This is a genomic window from Bacillus cereus group sp. N31 (genome assembly GCF_016483245.1).
Classification (GTDB): Bacteria; Bacillota; Bacilli; order Bacillales; family Bacillaceae_G; genus Bacillus_A; species Bacillus_A toyonensis.
Genome location: NZ_JAEHCH010000001.1, coordinates 405,957 through 430,898, shown reverse-complemented (window position 1 = coordinate 430,898; position 24,942 = coordinate 405,957). Strand labels below are relative to the sequence as shown.

The following is a 24,942-nucleotide window of genomic DNA, read 5'->3' as shown; positions in this document are numbered from 1 at the left end:
CCTCTCAAGGAATCGACTTTTTTATTTATTCTTAATGAACTAACGCATGCGTTAGTTCATTAAGAAAGATGTTTGAAAAAATAGCCTGTATATATTTGAACGATGAATAACTTACCTATTTCCTTTTGTTTACACCGAATACAAAACAATCAGACAAACAAAACATATTATTTATCTGTTTGTTTTTGCTTCTTTTTCAAATACTCCGCACGCAATTTTTCAAGTTGCTGCTTTTTATCAAATTTGGCAGGCGTCTGTTTTTCATGAAACTTTGCCACAGCTACCTGACTTTTGTAATCCAATTGATATTTGCCCACTTTGTTCACCTACTTTTCTTGTCTTTACAGAGAATCTATTCAACAAATATAATATACCTTATTTTACTGAAGCAAATTTTATTACTTTAGTAGTTTTTCTACTTACATCTATCTTAATCCAAATATCCCTTTATCTAACTAACCTGCCCCGTTAGTTTAAGTAGGAAACTTCACAATCTCAATAGAGTAAAACCTATCGGTACATAATCCAATCACCTTTCAATTAGACCTCATAATGTCTCATAAGACTTGTATCAAAATACTTATCGTTGTAAATGTGTATTTTCTTGACTCTACCCCAATTATAATAAAACAACTTTATTGTTTTTTAAAGAATTTTATTGTAAATGAAACTACTTTATTATCTCTGTACAAAAATTTAATCATTGGGGGTTTTGTTCATTCCCACTCATTATTAGCCTTCACCAATCGGGCGTTTACGGGCAGCCCGCCTCCCACAAATAGTGGGATAAAAGCACATCACTTATTTACAAATAATGGTTTTATCGATATATTAAGAAATAAAAGGGGGTAAAAATAATGGATACTTGTTCTGATATTTTAATCGTTATCGATTTACAAAATGGGGTATGTTATAGCGGAGAGCATTTATTTGATTTACAAAACTTGCTTACAAAAGTAAATAAAAGAATTTCTTCATACAGAAAATCAAATAAACCAATCATTTTTGTTCAACATTGTGATGATCATTTAGTACCCGAAGAAGAACTTTGGGCTATTCATACTGATCTAGATGTTCAAGACCAAGATTTCTTTGTGAGAAAAACACATGCAAATTCATTTTATAAAACAAACTTAAAAGAAATTTTAGATCAATTATCTGTACATCGTATTGAATTTTGTGGCGCCCAAACAGAGTACTGTATGGATGCTACGATTAAATTTGCTCACGGACTAGGGTACGAAAACTTTATGGCACCTAAAATAACTTCTACATTAAACAATCCATTTATGTCCGCAAAAGAGACAATTGACTTTTATGAGAATATATGGAATCACAGATTTTTAAAGTTGCTAAAAGATGAGCTCTAGCATAAATGACGAATGACTTGATCATTCTAAGATTGATCAGCTACACTCAAGTGTCTCATTATCCTCATAAAAAAGCTGATTACATCGGGCTTCTTTTAACCTGTTTTATATTCTATATATAGCATTATAATTCCTTTGTCATATTATTTTAAAAATTTTGTATATTCATTTGAAAGAATAAGAAAATCATGATAAAATTGTGTTACAAATATATCTATATCTTTCAATTTTTAAAACGCATCAAAATTTTCGCCCAAAAGCGTCATTTTACAAAACTGTGCTAATTTATCCATTTTATTTACATCAGGGTCTCTTTTCTTACAATTTCTTTACTTTAGGAAATTTTTTCTGCAACAACTGTTTTCTTTTCTTTAATTTTTTGGTATGTATAGTATGGTATAACAGCTCACACGGAGGTGGAAAAGAACATGTTAGAAACCTTTCAAAAAGAAATAGAACTTTATGAAAGCAATGCAGAATTATTGAAAGTACTTGCTCACCCAGTTCGTTTATGTATCGTAAAAGGATTAATCGAGCGTGGTCCAAGCAACGTTTCTACAATGTACACTGGCTTAAACATGCCACAGTCTACAATTTCACAGCATTTAGCAAAATTAAAAAGTGCTAAAATCGTTTCTAGTGAAAGAAAAGGATTAGAAATTTACTACAAAGTAGAAAACGAAACAATTATTCAACTCGTTCGCGTATTATTAGGTTAGGGACTAATAAACAGAGAAAAAGAACGTATTCTATATTTTTCATCTCATATCTTTAATATAAATATATATCATGAGAGGAAATATATAATACTACATACGTCGTATTAAAAAACAAGACACAGAAATATGCTGTGTCTTGTTTTTTATATTGTTAAATACCGATTCAGATGTAAATTCTGTATGTCTTTCGTATGTATAACAACATCAAAGGCATTCCCTAATCCTCCGTTCAAAATCATAGAACGAATTGCTCGATTTTGTTTTTGAGTTTCAGAAAAAGGATTCGTATCTTGATGACTCGTAAGCTGTTCTAATATTCCTGCAGCTAACAAAAACTCAGATTGCTTCTTATGCCATACTGCACTCATTCCCTGAAGGTTAAAAATCTCCTTTAACTCATCCCAATGAATATGAGTAGTAAGATCCATTTCCCCTGGATACGCTAAAGGATTACATATTAACTTATGCTTATAATACCCACGTAAACTTCCTTCTCGATGCGCAGGGTACGTCCATTCTGCTTTTGTGTATCCATAGTCAACTGTAATACATATACCTTTTTGAAACCATTTTGCAATTCCTTTTATATAATCTTCCATCGCAATTGGCACCTCAAAACGCTGCCCTTCTGCAATATGAATGTTATATTTCAGTAAGTAGCGACCGATTCTTTTATCTAACGGTCTACATACTTCAGCAAGGTTCCCTTCCTCTGTATACGTAATACGTACTTCATACAACATTCCATTTCTCTTCTCAATTACTTCAACAGGAAATGCATCAAATAACTCATTCGAAAAAAGAATTCCTTCGAATGACTCTCCCATTTTACTATAAGATGTATAATACGATACATTAGAAAATGAGCACAGATTCTCTTGTTGTAATTTTCTATGAAAAGGGCTCACTTCAATCATTGAATAGTTTAAATCAATAAAGGTTTCCGGAGATAATTGCTTCCATTCTTGTAAAACATCATAGGCAAACTTTCCTGTTCCCCCGCCAATCTCACAAATATTTGGAGCGACTTCATCATTCTCAACAAGACGAATAAAAAACTTAGCAAATGTTTTTGCAAAAGCAGAGGATACATTGCTACTTGTAAAAAAATCGCCTTGTCTTCCAATCTTTTCACGGTCCTTCATATAATAGCCATGCCCTTCTGCATACAATACGAGGTTCATATACGTACTATATGAAATCGAATAATCTTTCTCTTTCCCCATCCATTCTCTTAAAATGAGCTCCATCCCCATAATGACTCCTTATTGTAAAAATGGATTATTTTCTTTTTCAAAACCGATGCTTGTTTCTGGACCATGTCCACATAGCACCGCTGTTTCATCTGGCAATACGAATAATTTCTCTTCAATACTTCCAATTAATTCAGCAAAACTTCCACCAGGTAAATCAGTTCTTCCAATACTCATTTGGAATAATACATCTCCTGAGAACACTGCATTCGCCTCTTTACTATAATAAGAAATACTTCCTGGAGAGTGTCCTGGCGTCTCAAAAATTTCAAAATTAAATGAACCGACTGTTAATGTACCTTCTGCATCAATAATATGATCTGCTGGCTTAGCTGTAATACTACGGTTCATCATAAAAATTTGAGAGCCATTTACAGTTCCATCTCCTAACCAATCTGCTTCTTCTTTATGTACGTATACAGGAATATGGAAAGCGTCTCTTACCGCATCAACAGCACCAATATGATCAAAGTGGGCATGCGTTAATAAAACCGCCAGTGGTTTTAATTGTTCTTCTTGTAAATATGTAACGAGCTTCTCTCCTTCATGACCAGGATCAAAGATAATACACTCATTTTGATCATTCGTTAAAATATAAGCATTTGTTTGTAATGGTCCTAACGGCATTTGTGTCCATTTCATATGAAAATCTCCTCCAGTTATTAAACTTACTTTTAATGATACAACATTTCTTTCTCTTAGGAAAAGAAAGGATGCTATCTCGACAATCATTTTTAAAACATGTACAATGTAAAAGAGTAAATATTCTAAAAACTCATATTTAAGAATAGGTAGACAGAGGAGGATATTGTATGGGCCTTGTTATTATTTTTACGCTTGTCACTCTGTTAGCTGTTTTTGCTACGCTTAGAACACTTCGCGAAAAGAACTTTTTCGCAGGCGGCTTTGCAATTGCGACTGTACTCGTTTTCGGATGGTTTACGATCATGACTGTTCTATATAACGGGTATCCGCCAGCAGCTTAATTCACTTACATGTTATTCTTCATCAAGATTTTACGCAAAAAGAGGAAGGGTTTCCCCCTTCCTCTTTTCACATTTCACAACTTATATCATCTTCGCTTCGTATTTGTGCTTTTTTACAAGCCAAGCTCCTCCAATAACACCTGCATCATTACCAAGTGTTGCAATGGCTAACTTCGTACTCTTTACAGCACGTGAGAAAGCATATTGCTCGAAATAACTTTGAATTGGTTCTAATAGTGCATCTCCAGCTTTAGACACGCCTCCACCAATAACAATTTTCTCTGGGTTCAACGTACTAGAAAGATTCGCTACAGCTAATCCTAAATAAGAAGCTACTTTTTCTACTACTTCATTTGCTAGTTCATCACCTTGTCCGTGCGCTTCAAAAACATCTTTTGATGTAATACGTCCTTCTTCTGCTAACATAGAACGTAACATGCTTTCTTTATCAGTCTCTTGTATTTTCTGCATAGCAACACGCACAATACCCGTTGCAGAAGCTACTGTTTCTAAACAACCAGATTTTCCGCAATTACATGGGAAAGCATTTTCTGTAACGACTGTAATATGTCCAATCTCACCAGCAGCACCACTTACACCGTGTACAATCTCACCATTGGCGATTACACCACCACCGACACCAGTGCCAAGCGTCATACAAATTAAATCTTTTGCTCCTTCGCCAGCACCTTTCCACATTTCGCCAAGCGCTGCTAAGTTTGCATCGTTATCAATTACAACAGGTAACCCTGTTTCTACTTCTAGTAAATCTTTTAATGGATAGTTTTTCCACCCTAAATTAACCGCTTCATAAATCATTCCAGATGCCACATGCACAGGACCAGGAGCTCCCATACCAATACCAATTAACTTGCTTTTTAATTCGCCTAACTCTTCTAATTTTTTATCAATTGCCTTCGCTACGTCAAGTGTAATATGTTTTCCTTGCTCATTTGTATTCGTAGGGATTTCCCACTTATGTAAAATTTCACCGTATACATTAATAAATGCTAATTTAATCGTTGTACCACCAAGGTCAACACCAACTAACCATTTCTCTTCCATGTTGCTTACCTACCTTTATCTAATTCTTATTTAGCTCTTTTTGAATTTCTTGCTTCAATAAAAATAAAGCTGTTTGATAGTCTTGTGGATCGATTAGCTGTGACTGATTTAATTCACGTAGCTCATCTTGCATTAATTGCAAATCTGCAATTCGATCACCCGTATAAATAATCGTACCAAATTTCTTTAGCAATTGCTGAATATCATAAATAGATACCATTTCATCACCCTCTATGCTCACTTACTATAAAAAATTATAATAAGAAAACGTTCACATATTTTATTATAATCAAGAAGAAAAAGTCTCGTCAATTTTTATTTGTCTATACAAGCCCATTTATAACCATTGTTCCTTTTTCTGTAATAATTTTTTCTACATTTTTATCAAATGGTTCCACTGGAATTTGTTTTACCATTTGAAAATCATAAGCTAATGATAGCGTTTTCCCTTTATAATGCACGAGATAACGATCATAATAGCCCCCGCCGTATCCAATCCGTTCTCCTCGCTCTGTATAAGCTACGCCTGGTACGATTTGAAGGTTAATTTCATCCGCATTCACTTCTTCAGTAAGCGATGGAATCGGTTCACGCAAATGCATATACACTGTTTCTAATTGATCAAAATTACTAATTTGCCGGAAGGACATTGTTCTTGTTCCTTTATTACACTTCGGAACTACAACTTTCTTTCCTTCTTCCCAAGCTTTTTCGATAATAGGATATGTATTCACTTCATTTTCCATTGAAAGAGTGATTCCAATTGTTTCAGCTTCAACCCACTCTTTTTGCGCATACAACGAAACTGCGATTTGCTCTGATAAAGTTGTATACTGTTCTTCCGATAAAGAATTCATGTGTTCTATTATTTTTTTACGTAAACGTATTTTCTCTTCTTTCACACATCTTCCCCCCTACAGTGACACTTTACTCTATGATGATAGTGTATCACTTTTAATATAGGAATCGAATAAAAAAAGAAACAGTAGGAAAATATTCCTACTGCTTACTTTGTTTCACGGTGTAACGTAGACTTCTTGTCACGCTTGCAATACTTTTTAAGCTCGATACGCTCAGCGTTGTTACGTTTATTTTTCTTTGAGATATAGTTACGATCTCCGCATTCTGTACATGCTAGAGTAATATTCACACGCATTCTTATTTCCCTCCAGTACTAATAACTTAAATCAGACTATACCATAATACCACTTTTAAAATAAAAATTCTACACCTTTTGATATTGTCTAATTTTTTCTATAAGATTTTTCATGTTTTCCCTTGCTATCACTGGATTTCTAGCATGTGAATACACCAAAAATTTTGGTTGTTTTGTATCAGAAACGATATAAGACCACTCTTTTTCGGTATATTTGAACTGCACTCCTTCAAATATACCTTCTTCCTTTCTTTCCATATCGGCCAATAATTTCCTCATCACTTTCCCTTTTTCGTTCCATGAACACACAACTTCATCATAAAGTAAATAAAGAGGCGGTGATTGCTCTACTATGCTAAGAAACGCCTTTTCTTGCAGTGCTATTAACTCGAATAACTTTCCAATTCGATATAAAATATCTCGTTTCCACTTTACTTGAAACGCCTTTTTTTCATCATGTATATAAAATAGAAGGTAACATTCTCCTAATTTCAAAGACATTGGGTAAATATTCCCTTTTGATTCCAGTAATAAGTCAGGAAGATCTATTTCTTCAAAATCTGTACCTTGGTAAATATTACTATGATTATCATATAACTCGAAATAATTTCCTTGCTCAGAAAACATAAGCGCCATATTCGCTTTACTTGATTTCATCAAAGCTTTCACATGATCTTTTTGTTCGCCCGCATAAATCCATGTAACTGTGCACCCAAGCCTTTGAAGAAAGAGCATAAGTAAATGTTGTAACATATCATTTCTCTTATTAATAAGAAGATGAAACTTTTGTTTTTGTATTTGTTCAATATCAATGCATTCTAATACAGCTTCTATATAGTCATTTAAAGAAACGTGGACTGGCGTATTTTGTCCCATTTCTTTCTCACATACGTAATAAAACGACTCGGACATATATACTTGTTCTATTGCTTTTTGCTGCTTATACGTTAACAGCATCCCATCCTTACCATACAGCTTTATAACAACTTCTTTTTCATTTTCCACTTGAACGAAAACCCCACCTGCACATTGCAAATTATGAATGCTATACTGAAAAAGTGACTCGTTCATCTCTTTACATTCCATCGTATGAATCCCGATACCATGAATAGCATGTAAAAATAAATTTTTATAAGAAGTTGTTTCTATATGTTCTTGACTCCCAATTAGTATGCTTTCCCCTTTTCCGAAAAGAGATCCATACGCCATCGCCACTTTTACAATAAATTGCGGAGTAATCTCAACATTCCCTCTCCCTACAATACGGCTTTTTTGTAACCAGCCAGCGCTTTTTTCACTTTCTTGAACACCAGCCGATCCTACTATCGAATGACTATCAATGGCCTTATAAGGCCATAATTTTCCTTTTTGCTTAATGACCGTACTCTTCCCTATATGACAATGATCCGCTACAATACTTTTTTGAAACAACGTAACGTCATCTTCAACCATTGTATGCTCTCCTATTGTCGTTTCTAATAGCTCACAATACTCCCCAATGTGAGCATTTGCAAAAACAATACTTTTTTGAAGATGAGAGTAACTTGAAACAATACTATTTTTCCCAATAATAGAGTACGGCTCAATTACAGCCCCCTCACCAATCTTTGCTCCTTCTCCAATAAAAGATGGGCCATGAATTTTCGTCCCTTTTCCAATCGTCACACCTTCTCCCATCCATACCATCGGTAACACTTCCGTATAAGGAATAGGTACTTGCAATTTTTTCGTTAACAAATCAAATTGTGCTTGTCGATATTGATCAAATGTACCGATATCTAACCAATAACCTTCTGACAAATATGCAAATAACGCGTTCTTATTTGCTAATAATGGAAACACATCTTGACTGAAATCAAAAAATTCTCGGGGTGGTATGTAAGAAAAGATTTCTGGCTCCATAATATAAATCCCTGTATTCACAATATTGGAGATTACCTCATTCCAGCTTGGTTTTTCTATATATCGTGTAACCTCTTGCTCTTTGTTCATTACAACCAAACCGAATGAGAGTGGGTTTTCTACTTCCTTTACAAACATAGTTACCATTCTTTTCTTTTGTTCATGAAACGCAATTCCTTCTGATAATCGAAAATCAGTTAATGCATCTCCACTTATAACAACAAATGTTTCATCTAAAAAGTTTTCCGCTTGTTTAATACTTCCTGCCGTTCCAAGTGGAGGGGAGTCTTCAAAATAGTACAAGTTAACTCCCCATTTACTACCATCGCCAAAATATTGCTTAATGGCCGCACTCATATATTGAACTGTAATTGCAATTTCACGAATACCATGCTGACGTAACAATTCAATATTGTATTCCAAAACTGGTTTTTCTAATAATGGCAACATCGGCTTTGGAGTATTACATGTTAATGGTCTAAGGCGTCTTCCTTTTCCTCCAGCTAAAATAACCCCCTTCATATACTTCAGCCTCCACTTATATAATGTTCAATAAATCCATACACCATATGTATATTCTCTATCCCACATGAACTAGCAATATAAGCTTGATTGTTTCAACAAATCATTGTGCTATGGAAAATCTCTGCTTATAATCTTCTTCCATATAAAATGAAACTTTAATAAGAAGGGCTATTTTTATCACCCTCAAACAACAAAGAAAGCGCTTACTATTAACTTAGTAAAAAAGCACTGAATAAAAACCAATAATACTAATTTTCCCATTATATTATGATACATCTTATCATCATAAACTAAAGGAAACAATGAGCTTTTTTTGTCATGTTTTGACTAAAAAAAGCAGGTGATTTCTCATCACCTACTTTCCTTCCTATTCATTCAATAAATAATGCTTTCCTTTTACTAAATAAAATACATTCTCAGCAATATTTGTAACATGATCTGCTACACGCTCAATATATCTTGCAACAAAGGATAATTGTGTAATTTGTGTAATAGCCTCTGGTTGTTCAGGGATCGAGGATATAAATTCACGAATTGCCTTCCCATATATTTCATCAACTGAATCATCCATCTCAGCAATTTGTTTAGCAAAAGTTAAATTTTCTTGTTCGTATGCTTCCAATGCTAAATTTAGCATCTTATGAGCAATCGCAAACATTTCATCAAGATTTTGCAAACTAACTGTTACTTCTTTTTCTCCAAGACGAATTGTGGATTTCGCAATATTAACAGCATGGTCTGCAATACGCTCTAAATCTGTCGCTGTTTTAATTGAAATAAAAATTCTTCTTAAATCACTTGCTACAGGCTGTTGCTTCGTAATAAGCATAAGAGCAAGATCGTTTATTTCCTCTTCTAAATTATCCATGCGGTAATCACCATCAATGACCTCTAACGCTTTCTCTACATCTCTTGTATGCAGACCTTCCATAGCAATTAATAAAGCTTCCTTTGCTAATTCACCAAGCTCAATTACCTTTTGCTGTAACGTTTTTAAATCACACTGAAACTGTTCTCTTACCATCGTTTCTTCCCCCTCAATATTATGTGCCATTTTATATAAATCTCCTATCTAACCTCTTATACTTGCCATAAGCAGTAAGATAGGAGAAGTTTTAATTCTCTATTAAAATGAGGTAAAAATAAGAAATGCCCTCTGTTAAGAGGGCATTTTCTCTTAGCCTTGCTAGCGATATCAACCGAATCGTCCTGTGATATAGTCTTCTGTACGCTTATCTGAAGGGGTTGTGAATAATTTATTTGTATCTGTATACTCCACAACTTCCCCACTTAAGAAGAAAGCTGTTTTATCTGAAATACGCGCTGCTTGTTGCATGTTATGCGTTACAATTACAATACTAAAGTCTTTCTTTAACTCTTGAATTAATTCTTCTACTTTTAACGTCGAAATTGGATCTAACGCCGATGTAGGTTCATCCATTAAAATAACGTCTGGTTCAATCGCTAAGCAACGTGCAATACATAAGCGTTGTTGCTGTCCACCAGATAAACCGTATGCGTTATCATGCAAACGATCTTTTAATTCATCCCAAATTGCTGCCCCGCGTAAACTTTTTTCAACAATTTCGTCCAACGTTTTTTTATCACGAACACCGTGGATTTTCGGTCCATATGCTACATTTTCATAAATAGATTTTGGAAATGGATTTGGCTTTTGGAACACCATTCCTACATGTGTGCGTAATTCTTCAACTGGATACGATTTATCAAATATATTACGTTCTCTATATTCAATCACGCCTGTAGTTCGAACGATCGGTACTAACTCTACCATACGATTTAATGTTTTTAAGTACGTTGATTTACCGCAACCACTTGGTCCAATAATTGCTGTAACTTCATTCTCATGAATACTTAAGTTAATATCCTTTAAAGCATGGTCTTCTCCATACCATAAATTTAGGTTTTTCGTATCAAATACTACTTTTTTTGGAGCAGTCTGGATTTTCTCTTCGTTTTTCACCTGTACATTTACTACTGTTGCTACCATTTGAATTCCCCTTTCATCCACTTCCAACTTATTTTCGATTCCGTAACCATAAGACAAATATATTGATAAAGAGTAACAGACCTAGCAAAACAATCATCCCAGCTGCTGCTACATACTGAAATTCTTCTTGTGGTCTACTCATCCAATTAAAAATTTGAATTGGTAAAACTGTAAATCTATCAAACATACTAAATGGAACATAATTTGCAAACGCTAATGCTCCGATTACTAACAACGGTGCCGCTTCTCCAATTGCTCTTGATACCGCTAACGTACAACCCGTTATAATTCCTGGGAAAGCTACCGGCAATACAATTTGATACATCGTTTGCCACTTCGTAGCACCTAATCCGTAAGAAGCCTCTAATAATGAACTTGGTACAGATCGTATCGCTTCTTGACTAGCTACAACAACTGTCGGTAAGACGAGCAAACTCATCGTCAGCGCCGCTGCAACAATACTCTCGCCTAAATGAAGAGCATATACAAAAATAGTTAAGCCAAGTAATCCAAATACAACGGAAGGTACTCCTGCTAACGTTTGATTATTAATTTCTATTACCTTTTTAAATATAGATTCCTTCGCATATTGCTCTAAATAAAGGGCAGTCCCGACTCCAAATATAAACGAGACCGGTATAACAATACTCATAAATAATATTGTCCCCGACAAAGCTGCAGCAATCCCGGCTTCTTTCGGATTACGTGAAGCGAAGTTTGTAAAGAAATCTATTGAAAGATAGCTTAACCCTTTTTCAAAAATTTGAAAAAGCAAAATAAGCAAAATTACGATTGAAAACAAAATTGCTATATAAAATAACAATTTGTAAATTCGATCTTTAAAAAAACGTGATGCCATATTTTCTTGTATTTTTTTATGATTCAACATTCGCATATTATGTCACCCTCCTAAAACGGCGCACAATATACTGTGAAATGATGTTCATTATAAAAGTAAACAAGAATAACGTTGCGCCTACGGCATACATACTGTAATAAGCAATCGTTCCATGCGGAGCATCGCCTAAACTCACTTGCACAATATAGGCTGTTAACGTTTGAATAGAGTGCGTCGGATCCAGCGATACATTCGGTGTGGATCCCGCTGCAATTACAACTATCATTGTTTCACCGATTGCCCTAGAAGCCGCTAATATAATCGCTGCCATAATTCCTGTAAAAGCTGCGGGAAACACTACTTGTTTTACCATCTCAAACCGAGTCGCACCGAGCGCTAACGAGGCTTCTTTCGTTCCTTTCGCCACAGCTCTCATCGAGTCTTCAGATAAAGATGCAACTGTAGGTATCATCATAAATCCAATCACGATTCCTGGACTAATTGCATTAAAAAACTGTAAATCCGGTATCATTCGTTGTAAAAGTGGCGTGACAACTGTTAATGCAAAAAAACCATATACAATTGTCGGGATACCTGCTAATAGTTCTAACATCGGCTTTAATATTTTTCGCGCACCGTTTGAAGCGTATTCGCTCAAAAATACAGCACACGCTAAACCGATAGGAATTGCTACAAACATGGCGATTGCTGTTACAAGGACTGTTCCACATATAAGTGGTAATATACCGAATTTAGGATCTTCAAAAAACGGTAACCATTCTTTCTCCGTCAAAAAGGAGTATAATGATATTTTTTGAAAAAACATCATTGTTTCATTTGCCAACGTAAAAATAATTCCAATTGTCGTCACAATAGACACACTAGCAATTATTTTTAATAATAATGGAACTATTTGATTGATTCGCTGCGTTTTTTTTCTTTGTTTTGTATTTCTTTCAATCAAATGTTGTACAGAAAATGTAATTTGACTTTTGTCATTATGAGCCAAAGATGAAAACCCCTTTCCACCCTGACATTACCTTTTGATTTCTGTTAACATTCGCAGCTGTTCATTATATTTTTCTTTTCGTAATTTTACATATCCAACCTCTTCAGCGAGGTTACCAACATGTTTGATCATAAACTCAACATAATTTGCTACATTTATTTTTTGTCGGATAGATGCATCATTCACATAAGTAAATAACGATCTAGATAACGGCTTATAATCACCTGATTGAATAGTCTCTTTCGTCGGAAATACACCGTTCACTTTTATCGCTTTCACCCTATCTCGATTGGCCATATAATAAGCATATCCTACAAAAGCAATGGCATTTTTATCATGCATTACTCCTTGCATAATAACTTGATCATCTTCAGACAAAGAGACTTTTTTTACAATGCGACGATTTTGTAAGATGACATTTTGAAAATAATCATAAGTACCAGAGTCTACACCTGGTGCATAAAACTTCACTTGTGCACGTGGCCATGTTGAATGAACTTGCGACCATCGCTTCTCTCTTCCATCTTCACTCCATAAGAGACGTAACTCGTCTACTGTCATATTGTCTACCCAAGTATTGTGACGATTTACAACAATCGTAAGACCATCATAAGCAACCTCAAAGGGTGTAAACTGAATGGAGTTATTCTTCATTTCATTTTCTTCCACTTGTTTCATTACTCTCGAAGCATTATTTATATCCACTTCTCCTTTACTGAAACGATTAAATCCTCCTCCAGTTCCAGAAACACTAATAGAAATTTTCACGTTTGGATGCTCCTTTGTATATTCCTCCGCTACTGCTTCTATAATAGGAAAAACCGTTGAGGATCCATCAACTCTCACTTCTCCCATTTCGTTCACAGCAAATGCAGTAGACATGCCAAAACAAAGGAACCATGTCGATAATATAAAAACTTTAATCGATGCACTCATCCATTTCACGTGTTCTTCCTCCTAGAAGTAACCGGAAATAACAGGATTACAGATATAAGAATACTGCTAAACTATTAATTCGGTTTTAATTGTTTGTAAAAGTTTTGTAAAGTTCCACAGGAATCAACATAAGATAAAAGTTTAATCAGTAGCCGCTATTCATTTCCACTGATAATTAATTAGTCCATAAGACAGTTATCCCCCTATACACAATATAAAATTATCATTTGTGAGACCGCGTGCTTTTTCCAACATTTTATACTTGTCCACATTTATTACACGATATGCATAAACCATAAAAAAAAGCACACTATCTTTTCAGATAGTGTGCTTTTTTTACAACTTTTTTATTCCTCATCTTGATCTTCTTTTTCATTTTTATTATCTTTTGCATCTTTTGGAGCTTCACCATTTATTTCTTGGTTTTTCAAATCAAAGTAAGCATCCATAATTTCACGACTAATATATCCATTAATACCAGTCTTATCATCATGTACCCACGGAACAACAACAGAAAATGCTACTTCAGGGTCTTCAAGTGGCGCATAACCTACTAATGTTAAGTTATAAACTTGAACACGCTCACCTTTTGCATTTCTACCAATCTCTTTATCTCCGCCATACACAGTTTGGGCTGTACCGGTTTTCCCTGCAGCTTTATATTTTGCACCTGTAAAGTATTTTGTAGCTGTACCACCCGAATCGTTAAATACTTGTCTAAATCCTTCTTGAACACGTTTAATTTGTGATTCAGGCATATCAATACGATTTAGCACTTTCGGTTCCATCGAATGAACAACTTTTCCAACTTCCTCCGGTTTCACTGCCGGTTGACGAATCTCTTTCACAACTTGCGGCTGCATACGATATCCACCATTGGCAATTGTTGAAATATACTGAGCTAATTGAAGTGGTGTATACGTATCATATTGACCGATTGCATAATCAAGTAAAAACCCTGGGATATTGTCTGTTCTACCCATCTGACCAGCAGATTCATTCGGTAAATCAATTCCTGTTTTTACACCTAATCCAAACTGCCCGAAATAGTAACGCATCGTATCAAATGATTTTTGTTTTATATCTAACGTACCACCTCTCACATATGGAACATTAGCAATATTCATCGCTGTTTTAAACATATATACGTTAGAAGACATTTTTAACGCTGTAAGATCATTAATATATCCCATTGTTTTCCAAGATGATTTCGTCGGTGTACCTTTTAATTTGATTGGTTCATCTAACTGTACCGATCCTGGTTGAATTGCACCTGTTTGATACCCTGTCAGAATCGTTGCACCTTTTACTGTTGAACCTACAGGATACGAGCTTGTCATCGTACCTAAAGCGAAATCTTTCACATCAGTTTTTCCTTCATCATTCGTAACAAGCTGTTTTCCAGCCATAGATAACACTTCACCGTTTTTCGGATTCGTCATAACAACGAAAGCACGATCTAAAAGAGGTTCCGCTCCTTTAAATCTCATTAAGTTTTTCGCAAGAATATCTTCCACACGCTTTTGTAATTCCATATCAATTGTTAAGTTCAGGTCATTACCGCTTTGTCCTTGCGATACATTAATCGTTTCCAAAATATTACCATTTTTATCTGTAATATTTTTCACTTCTGCTTTCGTACCGTGCAGGCTATCTTCATATTGCTGTTCAAGATAACTTTTCCCTACTCGGTCATTTCGATTATAATCACGAACAAGATAGTAATCTAGTCTTTCTCTCGGTAAACCTTCATCCGCCGTCGACACCCCACCAAGAACACTTCGGAATAAATCATCATACGTATATTTTCGATCCCAATCAACATTCGTATCTACACCTGGTAATGTTGCTAGGCTCTCGCTAATAATCGCATATTCTTTTTCTGTAGCATCTTTTTTAATAACTTGAGGTGTCATTGCATATCCGCCGTCCATCTTACTTTTAATCGCTAGTATTTCTAAATCTTTTGCGGATAATTGATTAATCTCTTCTTCTGTCACACGACTTCGTTGACGCTCGTCTAATTCTTTATCATCAATTTTGTTATCTTTCAATTCTTGACGATCTTTACTCGTAATTTTTGTTTTCGCTTCCTCTTTATGCATCGCAATCCAATAATCTTTTTTATCTCGATCTGTTAATTTATCTGTCGGTACTTCAATCAACTCTGCTAATTTTTTCGCTGTTTCTAAGCGATCTTCTGCAGTTGATCCTTTCATTTTTGTAAATGTAATAGTACGAACAGCTGTATTATCTACTACAGGTCGCCCATAGCGGTCAAAGATTTTCCCGCGCGGTACAGGATTACTTATCGTTGAATTCTCTTTCTTCTCTACTTCATTCTTATATTCCTCACCACGAACAATTTGTACATATCCGAGCCTTACAATAACCGCGGAGAACATTAAAAATACGCAAAAAAACAGCACGTTTAATCGAAAAGGAACGTGAGTTTTTTTCTTTTGTTGTTTCTGCTTCTTGCTCATACAAACCCCCTCTACCAACAGCTATGTAATGTGAAAGGGACACCTTCATACAGGTGTCCTCACTGCTGTCTTACATCTTTTTCTATTTTAGCATAAAACAAACGATAAGTTAACCTTCTGGTTCAGTTTGATTCTGAGTAGTTTCTTGCGCTACAACGCTGGTTTTCCCCACATTTCCCTCATCATATTTGACATTTTTAACTGCAAAATAAATAAGAAAATGTCCAGCACCTAAAATACATAGTAAGAAAGGTAAACTTTTTTCAGGCGGAAAGAATAACACAGCACATAAAAAACTTAAAACCGAACAAATCCTTCCAGCATTTAACCATAATTCCCGGACAACTACATACTCTACACGCCACTCTCTCGCATTTTTCGCTCTACCAATTACGTCATATGTCATTGACCCGTACGGAACGAGTAAAATAGGGTATGCGATCGCGATACATGCTGCATAAATAAGTAATTTTGTGTATGTAACATTGAATATAACTAAAAATACGACCGCATATAAAATAATGCCTCCAAGCAAAATCGCTTTTTTTCGCCACTCTTTCTTTAACATACGAGCAACTAAGTAGTAACATACAAATGATACAGCGGAGTTGACTAAGCTATATTTCCCTAATGCGAGCTCACTATCGGTTGCTAAGTACACATATACTGAAATAACAAAAATAAATGTTCCCTCTCTCAACCCTTGGAAAAAATGAGCACGTGTAATTCTCCCCCAATTTTTATCAATCCGTCGCTCTTTCAATACTTTTGTAATTTCATAACGCCCTTCACATTCTCTCTTAGATAAAAAAAAGCTTAAAACGACAGCAATTGCAAATAGCACTAATGAAAGAAAGAATATGACAGTATAACCACTCCATTTTGCCATACGTGAAATTGTGTATCCTGCCGCTATCGGTCCAATCATTCCAGAGAAGGATGTAAGAAGTCCAAGAAACCCATTAAAGAAATCTCTTGTTTCTGGTTCTGTAATCTCAAATGTCAATAAGTTAAACGCGAGCCAATAAAAACCATATCCGACTCCTAAAAGAGCCCCCATTAATAAAATATAGTGAGAAGCGCTTTTTCCCGCTACTAAAACAACGATAAAAAAAATTGCTAACGTGCCTACGCCTATTCGTAACAAGATTGAGCGGTCAATACGTTTCGCTAATTTCCCACCTATAAGAAATGTGAGAGGCTGCAATATAACGCTGGCCAAATTATACAAGCCAAGATTCACATAATTTTGTGTTTGTTTCCATAAATAAATATTAACAAACGTATTCGATAAAGAAATTGCGAGCGTGTATAAACCTCCAATAAGGAGCAATAACACTAAATCCCGATTCACTTCAACGTCACCAATTATATGTTTCCACTTCATACACAACTCTCCTTTACTTCATGTTCTAGTCTTCCAAAGACAAGCCCAATTATGTAAAAGGAAAGCATAGAAAAAAGCTAGGAGCATTCTCCTAGCTTTTTTCTATAATTATTATAATTATTTTGCTTCTTGGTAACGTTTTTCAGCAGCGTTCCAATCTACAACGTTCCAGAATGCACCGATATAGTCTGGACGACGGTTTTGGTAATTTAAGTAGTAAGCATGCTCCCAAACATCTAAACCGATAACTGGAGTTTTACCTTCAGTTAGAGGAGAATCTTGGTTTGGCGTGCTTGTTACTTCTAACTCACCATTGTTTACTACTAACCAAGCCCAACCAGAACCGAAGCGAGTTGCGCCAGCTTTTGCGAATTCTTCTTTGAATGCATCGAAGCTACCGAATTTCGCTTCAATCGCAGTTGCAAGTTCGCCTACTGGTTGTCCCCCGCCGTTTGGAGAAAGAATTGTCCAGAAGAATGTATGGTTAGCATGTCCACCACCATTGTTACGTACTGCTGTACGGATTGCTTCTGGTACTTCGTTTAAGTTTGCAACTAATTCTTCAACGCTTTTGTCAGCTAGTTCTGCATGACCTTCTAAAGCAGCGTTTAAGTTTGTAATGTACGTGTTGTGATGTTTTGTATGATGGATGTTCATTGTTTCTTTGTCAAAGTGAGGCTCTAAAGCATCATACGCATAAGGTAAGTTTGGTAATTCGTGTTTTGCCATTGTTATATTCCTCCCAGTTTATGTATTGCCACCATATGTGTGACATACAACTTCATTCTACCCTAATTGCCATAGGGTGCAAACAAATAAATCACATTGTCTTGCTATCATTAAAGTAGCAAAATTCCCACTTCTTTTCAATTAAAATGCTCATATATTCCGTAAAAAAAGCTTCCTTCTACAAGGAAGCTTCCTGCTGACATAATAAACATGTGAAATGGGTATGGACCCTGTAGGACTCGAACCTACGACCGGACGGTTATGAGCCGTCTGCTCTAACCAGCTGAGCTAAGGGTCCATAATTATGTATGTAATAACATATTAAACAATTGAATTCCTATCGGATATATCCTTTAAGAAATGTAAGATAAATTTACCATATAAAAAAGAAAAGTGTCAATTGTATTTTTCTCATTTAAAAGAAGAAAATTATTAAAAAGAAATTTAGTTATCTCCACTATATGTAAATATAATATATCTTGAGATTCTCTAGATTCCTACGTTACAATGACTTTATACATACATAAAGGAAGTGAATCTATGTCCATTTTTAAACAGCTAGCAAAAAGCGTATATTCGCCTAAAGATATTGCGCTTTTCCGTTTTCAAAAAATCGGTAAAACCATTTTGTATATTATGCTTCTTTGCCTAATCACTACTATTCCAAGAACTTTCTTGTACGGTAGCGTTATTCAAGACGGTGTTAATATGGTAAATAAAGTAATCGAAAAAGATTTACCTAATTTTAAAATTGAAAATGGCGAACTAACAGCAGATATTGATCAACCTATCGAAAAAGAAGATGGCAATGCCCTTTTCGTATTTGATCCAAATTCAACAGACTTAGAAAAATATCAAAATAAAACGGGTTTATTTGTTTTAAAAGATAAAGTAGTCTCCATGGGAAATGGTCAAACACAAACGTATTCCTATAACGACTTATTAGGTGCATCTCTTGAGAAAAAAGATTTACAAGACTTTATTTCTCTATTCGATAGTATCTATCCAATTTTATTATTTGTTATCGGGTTTTTAGTGTACCTATTCCAATTATTCATTACTTTTGTAGGCGTGACTTTACTTGCGTTCATCGGTTCTGCTATGAGCGGACAACGTAAATTATCCTACAAACAAGTTTGGACATTAACTGCTTACAGTTACACAATTCCAACAATCTTCTTTATGATTATGGATTTATTTAAAATCGTCGTACCTGGTTCAACATTCATTTATATCGCAGTTGTTTTAATTGTTCTATACTTAACACTTAAAGAAGTTCCACAACCGAAAGAAAAATAAGAACGATAAAAAATGCCTAAATAGGCATTTTTTTTTTGGACAAGCATATATTCCTAGCAAAGGAGTGAAGAATATGAAGAGATTAGGTATATTCTTATTCGTGCTTGTTCTCGGTTATATATTTTATTACGATATAAAAATCGGTACTTTACCGATGTTAAGTTCATACAAAAAAACAACAGCTGCTCAAACTATAAAAAAAGAAGAAACAACTACAAAACAAAGCAAAAAGGAAGAAACAGATGTTACTTATAAAGCCATTGAAGTAAAAACTGGTGAGACCGTTCTTTCGATTACAGAACAAATTAATAAGAAAAAAATCCCTTCTATTGAAAAGGTAATTGATGACTTTAAACAATTAAATAACAGTACATCTGCTACAAAAATTCAAATTGGAAAGACTTATAAATTCCCGTTATATCAATAAGCGATCACTTAATCCTTGTCAATTACATAAAGGCGCTGATACAATAGTAAAAGTGAAACCGAGCACTTCGGTTTCTATAGCCCTATATCACGTATACTATCATTGATATGAGGGACTAAATAAGAAACTTCTTTTATAAGGAGAGCGATCTATTCGTGAATGAAATGACTCATCGTACAAAAACACGTCCAGTTAAAGTCGGTAATTTAACAATTGGCGGTAATAATGAATTAATTATACAAAGTATGACAACAACAAAAACACATGATGTTGAAGCAACAGTTGCTGAAATTAAACGTTTAGAAGAAGCTGGTTGTCAGGTTGTTCGTGTTGCCGTTCCAGATGAACGCGCAGCAAATGCTATTGCTGATATTAAAAAACAAATCAACATTCCACTTGTTGCTGATATTCATTTTGATTATCGCCTTGCTTTAAAAGCAATTGAAGGTGGCATTGATAAAGTACGTATCAATCCAGGTAACATTGGTCGTCGCCATAAAGTAGAAGCTGTTGTAAATGCAGCAAAAGAGCGCGGCATTCCAATCCGTATCGGTGTAAACGCTGGTTCATTAGAGCGTCACATTTTAGAAAAGTACGGATACCCAACTGCAGATGGCATGGTTGAGAGCGCACTACATCACATTAAAATTTTAGAGGACTTAGATTTCCACGATATTATCGTATCTATGAAAGCCTCTGATGTTAATTTAGCAATTGAAGCATATGAAAAAGCTGCTCGCGCTTTTGATTATCCATTACATTTAGGTATTACAGAATCTGGCACATTGTTTGCTGGAACTGTAAAAAGTGCCGCTGGTCTTGGAGCAATTTTAAGTAAAGGCATCGGAAACACACTTCGTATTTCATTAAGTGCTGATCCAGTTGAAGAAGTAAAAGTTGCACGTGAACTATTAAAGTCATTCGGTCTTGCATCTAATGCAGCAACACTTATCTCTTGTCCAACTTGCGGTCGTATTGAAATTGATTTAATTAGCATCGCTAACGAAGTGGAAGAATATATTTCTACACTGCAAGTACCAATTAAAGTTGCAGTACTTGGTTGCGCTGTAAACGGCCCTGGTGAAGCTCGTGAAGCTGATATCGGTATTGCCGGTGCACGTGGAGAAGGATTATTATTCCGTAAAGGGCAAGTTGTTCGTAAAGTACCAGAAGAAACAATGGTAGAAGAACTGAAAAAAGAAATCGATGTAATTGCTGCTGAAATGGCTGCTGAAAGAGATAAAGAAAAAGAAACACAAGAACAATAAAAAGAAGGTTGCCCACAATATTTGTGAGCAACCTTCTTTTTTATGCAAAAAAGCTCGTCAGTTATATAACCGACGAGTTTTTATTTTGCACATTTTGGACAACGGCCGTATATTTCAAATTTATGCCCTGTTACTTCATAACCGTTAAAATCTTTATTCATAAAATCCATTGGACAGGAAGTAATCTCTTTCGTTCCCCCGCAATCTAAACAAATAAAATGATGATGATGTTCCATAATGGAACATGTAAAACGAAAATGTTTTTCACCATTTAATTCTGTTTGTTCTAAAACGCCGATTTCAGCAAAAACCGTTAAGTTACGATAAATCGTATCAAAACTAAGACCTGGATAATCATCCTTCATATGCTCTAAAACATCTTTTGCTGTTAAATAACGATTGTGAGCTGCAAATAATCTGAGCATCTCTTCCCTTTTCCCAGTATGCTTGTATCCTTTTTCTTTCATTAGGCGTAAAGCTTCTGTTAGATTCATACCTATCCCTACTTTATGCAGTTTTTTTCTTCTTCCATAAAATCGCACCGATTAAAATAAGAACTGCTATCATAACAATTGTACCACCTGGTGCTAGATCAAGTTGATACGAAGCAAACATTCCACCAATTACTGCAATTTCACCAAATAAAATGGAAAAGAAAATTGTTTGTTTAAATCCTTTAGCAATACGAATACTTGCTGCAACTGGTAACGTCATTAATGAGGATACGAGAAGAACACCTACTACACGCATTGATACTGCAATGACAAGAGCAACTAATATAATGAAGATAAAGTGAATCCATTTTGCCCTTAGACCAGTTGATACTGCGTATTCCTCATCAAATGATAATAAAAACAGCTCTTTATATAATAAAATAATTGTCGCAATAACAACAATTGCTACAATCCCAATAATAATTAAATCCGTACTCGTTACAGCACTTACACTACCAAATAAATAACTAAATAAGTCTGTGTTAAATCCATTTGCAAGTGAAATGAAAATAACTCCAATTCCCATTCCTGCTGAAAGAATAATCGGAATTGCTAATTCTTGATAATGCTTATATACAGTTCGTAACTTTTCAATTAGTAACGCTCCCCCAATCGAGAAAATCATCCCCATATATAGGGGATTTAAAAAGCCACCTGTAAAAATTGTTTTTTCAAGTAGTAAACTTGCTGCAATACCTGATAACGTCACGTGACTTAATGCATCTGCAATAAGAGATAAACGACGAATAACAACAAACACACCGATAAGCGGTGCAACAAGTCCAATTAAAATACCTGCATATAAAGAATTACGTAAAAAGTCATATTGTAAAAAATCTTGTATCATTATATCCTCCCGTGATGCTCATGCTCGTGTTTTAAACGATGGACATGATGTCCATATAAGACGGACATTTCTGCATCTTCTAACTCTCGGAACTCCTTTACATTCCCATGAAAATGTAAATGTTGGTTTAGACATGCAACATGTGTTACTTTCTCGGTAACAGCCCCCATATCATGAGTAACAAGAATCAATGTAATCCCAAGCCTTTTGTTTAAATCCTCTAATATCTCATAAAAACTTTCCACATTTTTCACATCAATCCCAACAGTAGGCTCGTCCAAAATAAGTAATTCAGGATCACTAACGAGCGCACGAGCAATAAATACACGTTGTTGTTGTCCACCAGAAAGCTCTCCAATATTGCGACCTTGAAATTCACTCATCCCTACATCAGCAATCGCCTTTTCTACCTTCGCCTTGTCGTCTTTCGTGAAAAAGCGAAAAAGACCTTTTTTCGAAACGAGCCCCATTGACACAACTTCAAAAACAGTTGCTGGAAAACCAGAGTTGAAACTATTTGCCTTTTGGGATACATAGCCAAGTTTGTTCCATTCTTTAAACTTCTTGCTATCAACACCAAACAAGCGAATACTCCCTTGTTTAGGCTTTAAAACGCCTAATAAACATTTTAGTAAAGTGGATTTCCCAGAACCATTTGGCCCAACTAAACCTAAAAAAGCTCCCTTCGGAACTTGCAAATTAATATTTTCTAACACATTTCGATCTTCATATCGAAACGTTAATCCTTCTATTTCCAATATATTATTCATAGCATCTCACCTATTTTAATTCAGAATGATTCCGATTTATATCTATTTGAATTATAGTACAGCTTATTATAGTTGTAAACCAATCTGCCTAAATTATATCTATTTTTTCAAGAAACCTTACTATTATAACAAAAAGCAGAGAAAAATTCTCTGCTTTCGAAAAATATTCCAAGTAACTTTTTAGTGGATAGCTGATTTAAACTTACCACCATTTGTTTCTTGTGTACTCATAATCGTAACAAACGCATTTTCATCAATTTCATGCACAATTGATTTTAACTTCGTCACTTCCAAACGCGTTACAACTGCATAAATAACTTCTTTTTCTTTATCCGTGTAACCACCTTTGGCTACAAGCTTTGTAGTTCCACGACCGAGACGATGCAAAATGGCATTTGATACTTCCTCATACTGATCTGATACAATTAAAACTGCTTTCGTTTCATCTAAACCTTGAATTACCGTATCAATTGTTTTGAATGCAATATAGTACGTCATAACAGAATACATAGCTTGTTCGACACCAAATACAAATGCTGCCCATGCAAAAACAAATAAGTTCACAAACATTACGAATTCACCAACAGAAAACGGTAATTTCTTCGTTAATAAAATCCCCATAATTTCTGTTCCGTCCATTGATCCGCCATGACGAATAACAAGTCCTACACCAAGCCCCAAAATAAGGCCACCAAAAACTGTTGCTAAAATGGGCTCAGTTGTAAATGGTGGAACAGCATGTAATGTCGATTCAATAAATGCTAAAGCTACAATCCCAAATGCTGAGGATAACATAAATGTTTTTCCGATTTGCTTATACCCAGAGTACATAAACGGAATGTTGAGGATAACAACTAAAGTAGAAAAACTTAACCACCAAATATTAGGAGTAAGATAATCTAATATAAGAGAAATACCAATAATTCCACCATCAATAATTTTATTTGGCATTAAGAATAATTCAATCGCTACCGCCGCGCACGCTGCCCCAAAAATAATCATTACTAAACGATAAATGAGATGGATAACGCTTTCTTTTCGATGTTGCTTTTGTTCCATAAGTCCTCCTTATATTCTTTTTCTGTAGTTTTGTCCTTACATTATAACATACGCTTCTTTTCCTCATGAAAAAAGAAACTCTATAAGAATATGTACAAGCTACGCACTCATATATTTCGATAGAAGAACGTATGAAGGAGGATAACTCGATGAATCTCATTAAACAAATTGTGAATAAAAAATTAAATCATATTTCTACAAAAGAGTTATTGAAATATAGTAAAGAATATGAAGTTTCAATTACAACTGCACAAGCTGATCAAATTGTTTTACTTATGAAAGGAAAGAATATTAACATTTATGATAATAATGAGCGACTAGAACTCTTAAAACAAATCGCAAAAGTAACTTCCCCTGCTACCGCGCAACAAGTAAACACTTTATTTCAGCAACTACTAAAATAAGG

At 34.9% G+C, this 24,942-nt stretch carries 27 protein-coding genes and 1 tRNA gene; 7 read left to right on the top strand and 21 right to left on the bottom strand.

All coding sequences use genetic code 11. The features are described from left to right. Positions 1 to 167 precede the first annotated feature (167 nt). On the bottom strand, positions 168 to 317 hold the full coding sequence (locus JDS81_RS02285; RefSeq protein ID WP_000521653.1) for a hypothetical protein: 150 nt from the start codon (positions 315 to 317) through the stop codon (positions 168 to 170). A gap of 540 nt (positions 318 to 857) precedes the next feature. Between JDS81_RS02285 and JDS81_RS02280 the strand changes: the two genes are divergently transcribed. Next, a complete protein-coding gene (locus JDS81_RS02280; RefSeq protein WP_097952950.1) occupies positions 858 to 1,370 on the top strand; it encodes a cysteine hydrolase family protein in 513 nt (170 codons plus the stop codon). A gap of 428 nt (positions 1,371 to 1,798) precedes the next feature. After that, entirely contained in the window at positions 1,799 to 2,089 is a 291-nt protein-coding gene (locus JDS81_RS02275) for an ArsR/SmtB family transcription factor (RefSeq protein WP_000894375.1), read from the top strand. A 143-nt stretch (positions 2,090 to 2,232) separates the two neighbouring features. Here the strand turns inward: JDS81_RS02275 and JDS81_RS02270 are convergent, their stop codons facing one another. Both JDS81_RS02270 and JDS81_RS02265 read right to left on the bottom strand, forming a co-directional pair. After that, positions 2,233 to 3,345, bottom strand: coding sequence for a class I SAM-dependent methyltransferase (locus JDS81_RS02270; protein WP_097952948.1), 1,113 nt, complete (start codon positions 3,343 to 3,345; stop codon positions 2,233 to 2,235). Between the two features lie 9 nt (positions 3,346 to 3,354). Further along, positions 3,355 to 3,984: an MBL fold metallo-hydrolase gene (locus tag JDS81_RS02265; protein ID WP_000872319.1), complete on the bottom strand. Its 630-nt coding sequence runs from the start codon at positions 3,982 to 3,984 to the stop codon at positions 3,355 to 3,357. A 170-nt stretch (positions 3,985 to 4,154) separates the two neighbouring features. Between JDS81_RS02265 and JDS81_RS02260 the strand changes: the two genes are divergently transcribed. Further along, on the top strand, positions 4,155 to 4,328 hold the full coding sequence (locus JDS81_RS02260) for a DUF2759 domain-containing protein (RefSeq protein ID WP_000524850.1): 174 nt from the start codon (positions 4,155 to 4,157) through the stop codon (positions 4,326 to 4,328). A gap of 81 nt (positions 4,329 to 4,409) precedes the next feature. Here JDS81_RS02260 and glcK read toward each other — a convergent pair whose 3' ends face one another. The 14 genes from glcK to JDS81_RS02190 form a co-directional block, all read right to left on the bottom strand. After that, positions 4,410 to 5,393 carry a glucokinase gene (gene glcK / locus JDS81_RS02255; RefSeq protein ID WP_000391710.1) on the bottom strand — a complete coding sequence of 328 codons (984 nt, stop codon included), beginning with the start codon at positions 5,391 to 5,393 and terminating at the stop codon, positions 4,410 to 4,412. A gap of 19 nt (positions 5,394 to 5,412) precedes the next feature. Beyond that, complete coding sequence (locus JDS81_RS02250; RefSeq protein WP_000253699.1) at positions 5,413 to 5,613, bottom strand: YqgQ family protein; 201 nt, start codon at positions 5,611 to 5,613, stop codon at positions 5,413 to 5,415. Between the two features lie 103 nt (positions 5,614 to 5,716). Further along, entirely contained in the window at positions 5,717 to 6,295 is a 579-nt protein-coding gene (locus tag JDS81_RS02245) for a 5-formyltetrahydrofolate cyclo-ligase (protein ID WP_000656839.1), read from the bottom strand. 104 nt (positions 6,296 to 6,399) lie between these two features. Further along, positions 6,400 to 6,549, bottom strand: coding sequence for a 50S ribosomal protein L33 (gene rpmG / locus JDS81_RS02240; protein WP_001265616.1), 150 nt, complete (start codon positions 6,547 to 6,549; stop codon positions 6,400 to 6,402). Positions 6,550 to 6,618: 69 nt separating this feature from the next. Continuing rightward, positions 6,619 to 8,973, bottom strand: coding sequence for a sugar phosphate nucleotidyltransferase (locus tag JDS81_RS02235; RefSeq protein ID WP_097952945.1), 2,355 nt, complete (start codon positions 8,971 to 8,973; stop codon positions 6,619 to 6,621). A gap of 370 nt (positions 8,974 to 9,343) precedes the next feature. Beyond that, entirely contained in the window at positions 9,344 to 10,000 is a 657-nt protein-coding gene (gene phoU / locus JDS81_RS02230; protein ID WP_033657342.1) for a phosphate signaling complex protein PhoU, read from the bottom strand. A gap of 171 nt (positions 10,001 to 10,171) precedes the next feature. Next, the gene (pstB, locus tag JDS81_RS02225) at positions 10,172 to 10,987 is read right to left on the bottom strand and encodes a phosphate ABC transporter ATP-binding protein (RefSeq protein ID WP_000226691.1); all 816 of its coding nucleotides are present in this window, start codon (positions 10,985 to 10,987) and stop codon (positions 10,172 to 10,174) included. Positions 10,988 to 11,015: 28 nt separating this feature from the next. Continuing rightward, entirely contained in the window at positions 11,016 to 11,882 is an 867-nt protein-coding gene (pstA, locus tag JDS81_RS02220) for a phosphate ABC transporter permease PstA (RefSeq protein WP_001242538.1), read from the bottom strand. 1 nt (position 11,883) lies between these two features. Then, positions 11,884 to 12,834, bottom strand: coding sequence for a phosphate ABC transporter permease subunit PstC (gene pstC, locus JDS81_RS02215; protein ID WP_000940899.1), 951 nt, complete (start codon positions 12,832 to 12,834; stop codon positions 11,884 to 11,886). A gap of 27 nt (positions 12,835 to 12,861) precedes the next feature. Beyond that, on the bottom strand, positions 12,862 to 13,779 hold the full coding sequence (locus JDS81_RS02210; protein WP_085450594.1) for a PstS family phosphate ABC transporter substrate-binding protein: 918 nt from the start codon (positions 13,777 to 13,779) through the stop codon (positions 12,862 to 12,864). A gap of 338 nt (positions 13,780 to 14,117) precedes the next feature. Next, on the bottom strand, positions 14,118 to 16,256 hold the full coding sequence (locus JDS81_RS02205) for a peptidoglycan D,D-transpeptidase FtsI family protein (protein ID WP_000038999.1): 2,139 nt from the start codon (positions 16,254 to 16,256) through the stop codon (positions 14,118 to 14,120). A 109-nt stretch (positions 16,257 to 16,365) separates the two neighbouring features. Beyond that, entirely contained in the window at positions 16,366 to 17,643 is a 1,278-nt protein-coding gene (locus tag JDS81_RS02200) for an MFS transporter (RefSeq protein WP_097952943.1), read from the bottom strand. Between the two features lie 117 nt (positions 17,644 to 17,760). Further along, positions 17,761 to 18,372, bottom strand: a complete 612-nt coding sequence (gene sodA, locus JDS81_RS02195) for a superoxide dismutase [Mn] (RefSeq protein ID WP_001052031.1) — start codon at positions 18,370 to 18,372, stop codon at positions 17,761 to 17,763. Between the two features lie 224 nt (positions 18,373 to 18,596). Then, positions 18,597 to 18,670, bottom strand: a tRNA-Ile gene (locus JDS81_RS02190). 242 nt (positions 18,671 to 18,912) lie between these two features. Between JDS81_RS02190 and JDS81_RS02185 the strand changes: the two genes are divergently transcribed. From JDS81_RS02185 to ispG, 3 genes are all read left to right on the top strand, one after another. Next, a complete protein-coding gene (locus JDS81_RS02185) occupies positions 18,913 to 19,671 on the top strand; it encodes a DUF1189 domain-containing protein (protein WP_087949261.1) in 759 nt (252 codons plus the stop codon). A 73-nt stretch (positions 19,672 to 19,744) separates the two neighbouring features. After that, the gene (locus JDS81_RS02180) at positions 19,745 to 20,098 is read left to right on the top strand and encodes a hypothetical protein (RefSeq protein ID WP_097952941.1); all 354 of its coding nucleotides are present in this window, start codon (positions 19,745 to 19,747) and stop codon (positions 20,096 to 20,098) included. A 164-nt stretch (positions 20,099 to 20,262) separates the two neighbouring features. Then, positions 20,263 to 21,366: a flavodoxin-dependent (E)-4-hydroxy-3-methylbut-2-enyl-diphosphate synthase gene (gene ispG / locus JDS81_RS02175; protein ID WP_162861751.1), complete on the top strand. Its 1,104-nt coding sequence runs from the start codon at positions 20,263 to 20,265 to the stop codon at positions 21,364 to 21,366. Positions 21,367 to 21,446: 80 nt separating this feature from the next. Here ispG and JDS81_RS02170 read toward each other — a convergent pair whose 3' ends face one another. The 4 genes from JDS81_RS02170 to JDS81_RS02155 form a co-directional block, all read right to left on the bottom strand. Then, on the bottom strand, positions 21,447 to 21,860 hold the full coding sequence (locus JDS81_RS02170; RefSeq protein ID WP_001054515.1) for a Fur family transcriptional regulator: 414 nt from the start codon (positions 21,858 to 21,860) through the stop codon (positions 21,447 to 21,449). Positions 21,861 to 21,873: 13 nt separating this feature from the next. Further along, complete coding sequence (locus JDS81_RS02165; RefSeq protein ID WP_000613814.1) at positions 21,874 to 22,707, bottom strand: metal ABC transporter permease; 834 nt, start codon at positions 22,705 to 22,707, stop codon at positions 21,874 to 21,876. Then, positions 22,707 to 23,477, bottom strand: coding sequence for a metal ABC transporter ATP-binding protein (locus JDS81_RS02160; protein WP_001059665.1), 771 nt, complete (start codon positions 23,475 to 23,477; stop codon positions 22,707 to 22,709). The genes JDS81_RS02165 and JDS81_RS02160 overlap by 1 nt, the downstream gene beginning before the upstream one ends. Before the next feature lie 180 nt (positions 23,478 to 23,657). Further along, a complete protein-coding gene (locus tag JDS81_RS02155; protein ID WP_000435959.1) occupies positions 23,658 to 24,536 on the bottom strand; it encodes a YitT family protein in 879 nt (292 codons plus the stop codon). A 149-nt stretch (positions 24,537 to 24,685) separates the two neighbouring features. Here JDS81_RS02155 and JDS81_RS02150 point away from each other — a divergent pair, with 149 nt between their 5' ends. Continuing rightward, entirely contained in the window at positions 24,686 to 24,940 is a 255-nt protein-coding gene (locus JDS81_RS02150) for a DUF2624 domain-containing protein (protein WP_001048958.1), read from the top strand. The last annotated feature ends 2 nt before the right edge of the window (positions 24,941 to 24,942 follow it).

Excerpts from the sequence above, each read along its gene's own strand:
- JDS81_RS02155 (WP_000435959.1), bottom strand. The coding sequence starts at position 24,536 with ATGGAACAAAAGCAACATCGAAAAGAAAGCGTTATCCATCTCATTTAT.
- JDS81_RS02150 (WP_001048958.1), top strand. The coding sequence starts at position 24,686 with ATGAATCTCATTAAACAAATTGTGAATAAAAAATTAAATCATATTTCT.
- pstA (WP_001242538.1), bottom strand. The coding sequence starts at position 11,882 with ATGCGAATGTTGAATCATAAAAAAATACAAGAAAATATGGCATCACGT.
- JDS81_RS02250 (WP_000253699.1), bottom strand. The coding sequence starts at position 5,613 with ATGGTATCTATTTATGATATTCAGCAATTGCTAAAGAAATTTGGTACG.
- JDS81_RS02170 (WP_001054515.1), bottom strand. The coding sequence starts at position 21,860 with ATGAATCTAACAGAAGCTTTACGCCTAATGAAAGAAAAAGGATACAAG.
- sodA (WP_001052031.1), bottom strand. The coding sequence starts at position 18,372 with ATGGCAAAACACGAATTACCAAACTTACCTTATGCGTATGATGCTTTA.
- JDS81_RS02265 (WP_000872319.1), bottom strand. The coding sequence starts at position 3,984 with ATGAAATGGACACAAATGCCGTTAGGACCATTACAAACAAATGCTTAT.
- JDS81_RS02160 (WP_001059665.1), bottom strand. The coding sequence starts at position 23,477 with ATGAATAATATATTGGAAATAGAAGGATTAACGTTTCGATATGAAGAT.
- rpmG (WP_001265616.1), bottom strand. The coding sequence starts at position 6,549 with ATGCGTGTGAATATTACTCTAGCATGTACAGAATGCGGAGATCGTAAC.
- JDS81_RS02200 (WP_097952943.1), bottom strand. The coding sequence starts at position 17,643 with ATGAAGTGGAAACATATAATTGGTGACGTTGAAGTGAATCGGGATTTA.
- JDS81_RS02180 (WP_097952941.1), top strand. The coding sequence starts at position 19,745 with ATGAAGAGATTAGGTATATTCTTATTCGTGCTTGTTCTCGGTTATATA.
- JDS81_RS02185 (WP_087949261.1), top strand. The coding sequence starts at position 18,913 with ATGTCCATTTTTAAACAGCTAGCAAAAAGCGTATATTCGCCTAAAGAT.
- phoU (WP_033657342.1), bottom strand. The coding sequence starts at position 10,000 with ATGGTAAGAGAACAGTTTCAGTGTGATTTAAAAACGTTACAGCAAAAG.
- JDS81_RS02280 (WP_097952950.1), top strand. The coding sequence starts at position 858 with ATGGATACTTGTTCTGATATTTTAATCGTTATCGATTTACAAAATGGG.
- pstB (WP_000226691.1), bottom strand. The coding sequence starts at position 10,987 with ATGGTAGCAACAGTAGTAAATGTACAGGTGAAAAACGAAGAGAAAATC.
- glcK (WP_000391710.1), bottom strand. The coding sequence starts at position 5,393 with ATGGAAGAGAAATGGTTAGTTGGTGTTGACCTTGGTGGTACAACGATT.
- JDS81_RS02260 (WP_000524850.1), top strand. The coding sequence starts at position 4,155 with ATGGGCCTTGTTATTATTTTTACGCTTGTCACTCTGTTAGCTGTTTTT.
- JDS81_RS02165 (WP_000613814.1), bottom strand. The coding sequence starts at position 22,707 with ATGATACAAGATTTTTTACAATATGACTTTTTACGTAATTCTTTATAT.
- ispG (WP_162861751.1), top strand. The coding sequence starts at position 20,263 with ATGACTCATCGTACAAAAACACGTCCAGTTAAAGTCGGTAATTTAACA.
- JDS81_RS02275 (WP_000894375.1), top strand. The coding sequence starts at position 1,799 with ATGTTAGAAACCTTTCAAAAAGAAATAGAACTTTATGAAAGCAATGCA.
- JDS81_RS02235 (WP_097952945.1), bottom strand. The coding sequence starts at position 8,973 with ATGAAGGGGGTTATTTTAGCTGGAGGAAAAGGAAGACGCCTTAGACCA.
- JDS81_RS02205 (WP_000038999.1), bottom strand. The coding sequence starts at position 16,256 with ATGAGCAAGAAGCAGAAACAACAAAAGAAAAAAACTCACGTTCCTTTT.
- JDS81_RS02270 (WP_097952948.1), bottom strand. The coding sequence starts at position 3,345 with ATGGGGATGGAGCTCATTTTAAGAGAATGGATGGGGAAAGAGAAAGAT.